Origin of the sequence: Sphingorhabdus sp., assembly GCF_044357595.1 — a bacterium.
In the GTDB taxonomy this organism is placed as follows: domain Bacteria; phylum Pseudomonadota; class Alphaproteobacteria; order Sphingomonadales; family Sphingomonadaceae; genus Sphingorhabdus_B.
The window spans coordinates 1-6578 of the sequence record NZ_JBIKPH010000135.1 but is presented as its reverse complement, the minus strand read 5'-3'; the positions used below and the strand labels follow the sequence as shown (position 1 = coordinate 6578).

The 6578-nt window shown below is 53.4% G+C and carries 7 protein-coding genes; 4 read left to right on the top strand and 3 right to left on the bottom strand.

All coding sequences use genetic code 11. From position 1 onward, the window contains the following. On the top strand, nucleotides 1–831 hold an 831-nt coding region (locus ACIQ2T_RS11320), incomplete at its 5' end, for an alpha/beta fold hydrolase (RefSeq protein WP_397590902.1). Between the two features lie 25 nt (nucleotides 832–856). On the opposite strand, the gene ACIQ2T_RS11315 is transcribed toward ACIQ2T_RS11320, so the two are convergent. Further along, nucleotides 857–1855 carry an NAD(P)H-quinone oxidoreductase gene (locus ACIQ2T_RS11315; protein WP_397590901.1) on the bottom strand — a complete coding sequence of 333 codons (999 nt, stop codon included), beginning with the start codon at nucleotides 1853–1855 and terminating at the stop codon, nucleotides 857–859. A gap of 82 nt (nucleotides 1856–1937) precedes the next feature. Between ACIQ2T_RS11315 and ACIQ2T_RS11310 the strand changes: the two genes are divergently transcribed. Both ACIQ2T_RS11310 and clpA read left to right on the top strand, forming a co-directional pair. Further along, complete coding sequence (locus ACIQ2T_RS11310) at nucleotides 1938–2135, top strand: DUF1192 domain-containing protein (RefSeq protein WP_397590900.1); 198 nt, start codon at nucleotides 1938–1940, stop codon at nucleotides 2133–2135. Between the two features lie 131 nt (nucleotides 2136–2266). Further along, a complete protein-coding gene (clpA, locus tag ACIQ2T_RS11305; protein WP_397590899.1) occupies nucleotides 2267–4612 on the top strand; it encodes an ATP-dependent Clp protease ATP-binding subunit ClpA in 2346 nt (781 codons plus the stop codon). A gap of 12 nt (nucleotides 4613–4624) precedes the next feature. Here clpA and recF read toward each other — a convergent pair whose 3' ends face one another. Continuing rightward, on the bottom strand, nucleotides 4625–5683 hold the full coding sequence (gene recF, locus ACIQ2T_RS11300; RefSeq protein WP_397590898.1) for a DNA replication/repair protein RecF: 1059 nt from the start codon (nucleotides 5681–5683) through the stop codon (nucleotides 4625–4627). A gap of 378 nt (nucleotides 5684–6061) precedes the next feature. Here recF and ACIQ2T_RS11295 point away from each other — a divergent pair, with 378 nt between their 5' ends. After that, on the top strand, nucleotides 6062–6238 hold the full coding sequence (locus ACIQ2T_RS11295; protein WP_397590897.1) for a PspC domain-containing protein: 177 nt from the start codon (nucleotides 6062–6064) through the stop codon (nucleotides 6236–6238). A 142-nt stretch (nucleotides 6239–6380) separates the two neighbouring features. Here the strand turns inward: ACIQ2T_RS11295 and ACIQ2T_RS11290 are convergent. Next, nucleotides 6381–6578: 3-oxoacyl-[acyl-carrier-protein] synthase III C-terminal domain-containing protein (locus tag ACIQ2T_RS11290; protein ID WP_397590896.1), on the bottom strand; the 198-nt coding region annotated here is incomplete at its 5' end.

Below are 6578 nucleotides of genomic sequence, written 5' to 3'. Positions count from 1 at the left end.
GAGCCTGGCCTGCGTGTGCATTATCGCGATGAAGGCAAAGCCGATGGCCGCGTTCTCGTCCTCATTCACGGTTCAAATGCATCGTTGCACACATGGGAGCCATGGGTCAAAATTCTCGGTAAGGATTATCGCGTAATTTCACTGGATCTTCCGGGCCACGGCCTGACCGGAAAGAACCCCGCTGGCGTTTATGATAATACATCTTATGTTAGCGTGGTCGACCGCCTCTTGTTAAAATTGAAAATCAAAAAAGCCGTAATCGGCGGTAATTCCATGGGCGGCGGCGTTACTTGGCTGTACACACTCACGCATCCCGAAAAAGTTGATGCCATGCTGCTCGTCGATGCAAGCGGGCAACCTTATGCAAAATCCGGGAACACACCTCTTGGCTTTCGCCTGATGCGCATGCCAGTCCTCAAAGAAGCCGCACGTTTCATCGCTCCGCGAAGCGTTTTTGAATCAAGCGTCAAAACGTCCATGAGCGTGCAGTCCAAAATTGATGGCAAGCTTATTGATCGATACTCGGAGCTCAACCGATACCCCGGCAACCGCGAAGCAACGATGCAACGGTTTGCCAACTTCAAGAGCATGACACCCGGCACAAAAGAGCGGCTTGCAGGAATCAAAGTGCCGGTTTTGATTTTATGGGGGGCTGAAGACAATTTGATCCCAGTAAGTGCTGCCCAGTGGTTTGCCGACGCCATGCCGCAAGCAAGGCTGATCATTTACCCCGCAGTTGGGCATATTCCGATGGAGGAGATTCCCGAGAAAAGCGCTGCTGATGTAAAGGCTTGGCTGGAAGGTTTGCCGGCGGACAAGCCAAAGTCGTAAGACCCGTCCGTTCGACCGCTTCCGTTTAAACCGCCAGCATAATTTTCCCGACATGCGCACCTGATTCCATATAGGTATGCGCAGCGGCCGCCTCGGCTAGCGGGAAAATTTTGTCCATTTCCGGTCGAAGGGCGCCATCGCAAACCATTGGCCAGACCGTTGCTGATATTTCTTGCGCCAGCAATGCCTTGAACTCAGCCGTCCGCGGACGAAGCGTTGACCCCGTGAGCATCAAACGGCGGGACATGACATAGGCCATGTTGATTTCCGCGGCCATTCCGCCCTGCACCGCGATGGTCACGTGGCGCCCATCTTCACGCAGGCATTGCAAGTTACGCGATACATACCCGCCCGCGACCATATCAAGCACGAGGTGAACGCCCTCGCCATTAGTGATTGCTTTGACGCCCTCGACAAAGTCCGAACTGTTGTAATTGATTGCGTGATCGGCACCGATTTTTATCGCAGCGGCACATTTGTCGTCCGAACCACAGGTCACAATCACAGTTAGGCCGAACAGTTTACCAAGTTTTATGGCCATTGTGCCAATGCCGCTGGTGCCGCCGTGAATAAGTATGGCTTCTCCAGGAGCAGCAAAACCTCGCTCAAAGACATTATGCCACACTGTAAACAGGGTTTCAGGTAGCGCCGCTGCTTCCACCATCTCCATACCCGCTGGCACCGGCAAACAGACGTCCATGCGCGCCAGACAATATTCCGCATACCCACCGCCCGATACTAAAGCGCAGTAACGCGACCCAATCACAGTCGGATCAACTTCGTCGCCAACCACCACAACTGTGCCAGACACTTCAAGACCGGGTAGGTCGCTCGCGCCGGCGGGTGCAGGATAAAGCCCTTTGCGTTGGATTACGTCCGGCCGGTTTACTCCAGCACAGGCTACTTTCAACAGCACCTCTCCTGCGCGGGGCACTGGTAAAGGTCGATGCGATGCAATCAACACCTCGGGTCCGCCTGGCGTCGAAATTTCGATTGCAGTCATTAACTCTGGTAGCTTTGCCATGCGCAACATATCCCCGTTGATTTTGAGACCTTCTAAGGAAGCTTCATATTGACAGCAACTGCTGTTGGGTAAAATATGCGGCATGGATATCGATGAAAATTTGCCGCTCCGCCGCGACGACCCTTTGGCCAATCTTGTCAAACAGGATATTGACGCCCTTTCCGTGGCGGAACTCGAAGCCCGCATCGCGGCACTGAGAACCGAAATCGCCCGTTGCGAGGGCAAGATTGCGTTTGCAAGCAAGCACCGCAGTGTCGCTGACGCGTTGTTCAAGAAGTGAATTATAGCGCAGCGATGTTAAGAAAGCTGGGCACCGAACCGTTATCTAACTCAACACGCTTGAAAGCACTGAAGGCCGCCCCGATATAGAGAATAATCGATACAGCGACTCAATTCCAAGGAGACGAAAATATGCCATCATTTGCGGAGTCGCTGGAAGCAACCCTTCACAACGCGTTGAAACATGCTGGCGACCGCGCGCATGAATATGCGACGCTTGAGCATCTCCTTTTGGCGCTGATAGACGATGCCGATGCAGCCAAGGTTATGCAGGCCTGCGGTGTTGATGTGGGCGAGCTTTCGGACATCATTATCACTTACCTGGACACTGAACTGGAAAGCTTGCGTGTCGAAGGTAAGGTCGACCCGTCGCCGACAAGCGGGTTCCAACGTGTAGTCCAGCGCGCCATTCTTCATGTGCAAAGCTCGGGCAAGGATGTGGTTACTGGCGCAAATGTGCTGGTCGCATTGTTCTCCGAACGCGAGAGCTATGCCGTATATTTCCTGCAACAACAGGATATGAGCCGGCTCGATGCCGTTTCTTTTATCAGCCACGGCATTGGCAAGGATGGCAAGCTGGCCGAACCACGCCAAGTCAGTAGCTCCGAACCCAAGAGCGAAGAGCCTGAAGACACCAAGTCGAAAAAGGATAAGAAGGAAGGCGCGCTTGACCAGTTCACCGTCAACCTGAATGAAAAAGCGAAACAGGGCCGCATTGACCCGTTGATCGGGCGCACCGCCGAAGTTGACCGCACGGTTCAGATCCTGTGCCGTCGGTCAAAGAACAACCCGCTTTATGTTGGCGAACCAGGCGTTGGTAAGACTGCGATTGCAGAAGGTTTGGCCCGTCGCATCGTTGAAAATCAGGTTCCCGAGGTGCTGCTGCCTGCCGTGATTTACTCGCTCGATATGGGTGCGTTGCTGGCGGGCACACGGTATCGTGGTGACTTCGAAGAACGGTTAAAAGCTGTCGTCTCCGAACTTGAGAAATTGCCAGATGCGATTTTGTTTATCGACGAAATTCACACTGTTATCGGCGCAGGTGCCACAAGCGGCGGGGCCATGGACGCGTCGAACTTGCTTAAGCCTGCATTGTCTGGCGGAACTATCCGTTGCATCGGGTCGACCACTTATAAGGAATTCCGCAATCATTTCGAAAAGGACCGCGCGTTACTGCGCCGGTTCCAGAAGATTGATGTCAACGAACCAAGCATTGAGGACACGATCAAAATCCTTGCTGGTTTGCGCAGTGCATTTGAAGCGCATCATAAGGTGAAATACACCCCTGATGCTATCAAGGCCGCGGTGGAGCTATCCTCACGCTATATCAACGACCGTAAGCAGCCAGATAAGGCCATCGACGTGATTGACGAGGTTGGCGCCATGCAAATGCTTGTTGCCCCTTCAAAGCGGCGCAAGCTGATTACAGCGCGCGAGATCGAGGCAGTCATTGCCACTATCGCGCGAATCCCGCCAAAGCAGGTCTCGAGCGACGACAAGACTGCACTTGGCACGCTTGAGGCAGACCTTAAGCGCGTCGTGTTCGGGCAGGACAAGGCCATTGGCGTATTGGCGAGCGCCATAAAGCTTAGCCGTGCAGGTCTGCGCGATACCGAAAAGCCCATTGGCAGCTATCTGTTCAGCGGCCCAACAGGCGTCGGCAAGACCGAAGTCGCACGGCAACTTGCATCCATCCTTGGCATTCCGCTGAAGCGGTTTGATATGTCGGAATATATGGAGCGCCACAGCGTCAGCCGCCTGATTGGTGCTCCTCCCGGATATGTCGGATTTGACCAAGGCGGGCTTCTGACGGATGCCGTTGACCAAAGCCCGCACAGCGTGTTGTTGCTCGACGAAATCGAAAAAGCGCATCCTGACCTGTTCAACATATTGTTGCAGGTGATGGATAATGGCCGCCTAACCGACCATCACGGTAAGACTGTCGACTTCCGTAATGTCATATTGATCATGACCACCAATGCAGGTGCCAGCGATATGGCCAAAGAGGGCATCGGTTTCGGCAACAACATCAGCAAGGAAGATGCCGGCGACGAAGCCGTCAAGAAGATGTTTGCGCCAGAATTCCGCAACCGTCTCGATGCGACGGTACCATTTTCATATTTGCCGCCAGAAGTTGTTGCGCGCGTTGTCGATAAGTTCATTCTGCAACTGGAACTGCAACTTGCTGACCAGAATGTGCACATCAAGCTCGATGACGAGGCGCGTGCATGGTTGACGGAACGTGGATATGACAGGCTATACGGCGCACGCCCCATGGGTAGGTTGATCCAAGAGAAGATCAAGCAGCCGCTTGCCGAAGAATTATTGTTTGGCAAGCTTGTGCATGGCGGCGAGGTGGCCGTGCGTATCAAGGACAATGAACCGGCGTTTGAGGTTACGCCTGCCGCTCCCAAGACGGTTAAACCCAAACCGCCAAAGAAAAAGGCCGTAGCTAAAAAAGTTACCAAGGCTGGCTAGGACGATTAAGACCTAATACTGTCCGATGGCAAGCAACTGAGCGGATGGACCGATGCCGTGAAACAATTCCGGCTCGGTTCCCGTCATCCAAACCTGAGCACCCGTAACTTCAAGCAACGCAAAAAGTGCGGTCCGTCTTGATGGGTCCAGATGCGCCGCTATTTCATCCAAAAGCAAGATTGGTGGTGCATCGCGTTGTGCGGACACAAGCGCTGCATGCGCCAATATAAGCGACAGCAGCAAAGCTTTCTGTTCGCCAGTGGAGCATTGCTCAGCGACCTGCCCTGACGCGCTGTGCACGACTTCCAAGTCGGCACGGTGCGGACCGGCCAAGGTGCGCCCAGCGACAGCATCACGGTTGCGCCCTTTGCGCCACACGGAGGCAAGTTCGCCGTCCACGGCTGGAACCTTATCGACCAAATTAATCCGCGGCATAGCGAATGGTCCGGATGGAGTGGCAAGCAGTTGTTCGCTTAATGCTTGGACAACCCAAATGCGCGCGGCCTGAATAACGCGCCCGCTCTCCGCCATTTGCGCTTCGAGGGCATCCAACCAAAGTGGATCGGCCGGCATAGCACCGGACAGCAGGCGGTTCCGCTGCTGCATTGCCTTTTCGTAGCGGCTGCTGTGTCGCGCATGGCCGGGGTTCAATGCGAGTACCAAACGGTCTAAAAACCTGCGTCTTGCAGCAGCACCATCTGCAAACAGTCGGTCCATAGTTGGCGTTAGCCAAATCACCGACAACCACTCGCCAAGGCTGTTAATTGCTGCATCGCTCTCATTCACGCGCACCTTGCGCCGTTCAGGCTGCTCAGCGGTGACGCCAGTACCAATCACATTACCAGCGACCTCTGCGACAATCGCAAACCCCCCGTCTCCAGCACCTCTAACCATATCAGACATGGCGGCGCGGCGTAGCCCGCGACCTGGCACAAGAAGTGATATAGCCTCCAGAATATTCGTCTTGCCGGCTCCATTGGACCCGTGAAGCGCGATAAATTGGGCCTGCGGACGAATTTCCAGCATGCCATGATTGCGAAAGTCACGCAGAGTAAGTCGGGACAAAGCCATAATCTGTGCCTGCTATAGCATGGCTATTTTTGGTCAAGCCGGTAATAGATATCTGCCTACCCCAATTATTAGTGTTATTTCCCAATAAGTGAAAAAATTCCAATGCTTATTGGCACCCAAAAATACCATAACATACGGTATTTAAGGGTTACGTCCATTTTGGCACGGTCCGTGCATAGTACCTCGCATAGCCGGAGTGGTCCGGTAACCCGAAAAGGAATTCAACATGACCCAATATGCACGCACCCAAATTCTATCTGCTTTTGCAGCCATAATCTGCGCTTTCATCACCATCGGCATGAGCGTCGCACCCGCTGTTGTGCCTGATGCAGCGATCATTGCTTAACGTTCCGCGCTTGAAACTTAGGGAGAAATTTTATGTCACGACTGACACTTGATAAAACCAACAAGAAAATTCTTGGCGTATGTGCAGGACTTGCCAACTGGACAGGCATTGATGCAATGATAATACGCCTGATATTCGCCGTTGCGACGGTTATTGGTATTGGCTCGCCGATTTTGATTTATATCTTGCTGGCCATGATACTCGACTAAATAGCACAAAGCCCCTGCCAGCGCACTTGTAGGGCAAGAAAAATAGACTTGAACAACCCATTACAGACCGGCTTGGGCAAAGAATTAGTAACTGACGTCAACTGGCGAGCGGGTTTACCTCGTAAACCCGCAGCCCAATGGATTAAGCCACTTTCCGCACAAATACCGAGCCCGCAGAATATCCCGCGCCGAACGAGCATATTAAGCCAACATCCCCTGCAGTAAGGTCTTCATTATGCTTGTGAAACGCAATGATTGACCCGGCACTTGAGGTATTGGCATAGGTATCAAGCACGGTGGGGCTTTCGTCCTCACACGCTTCATGCCCCAATACTTTTTG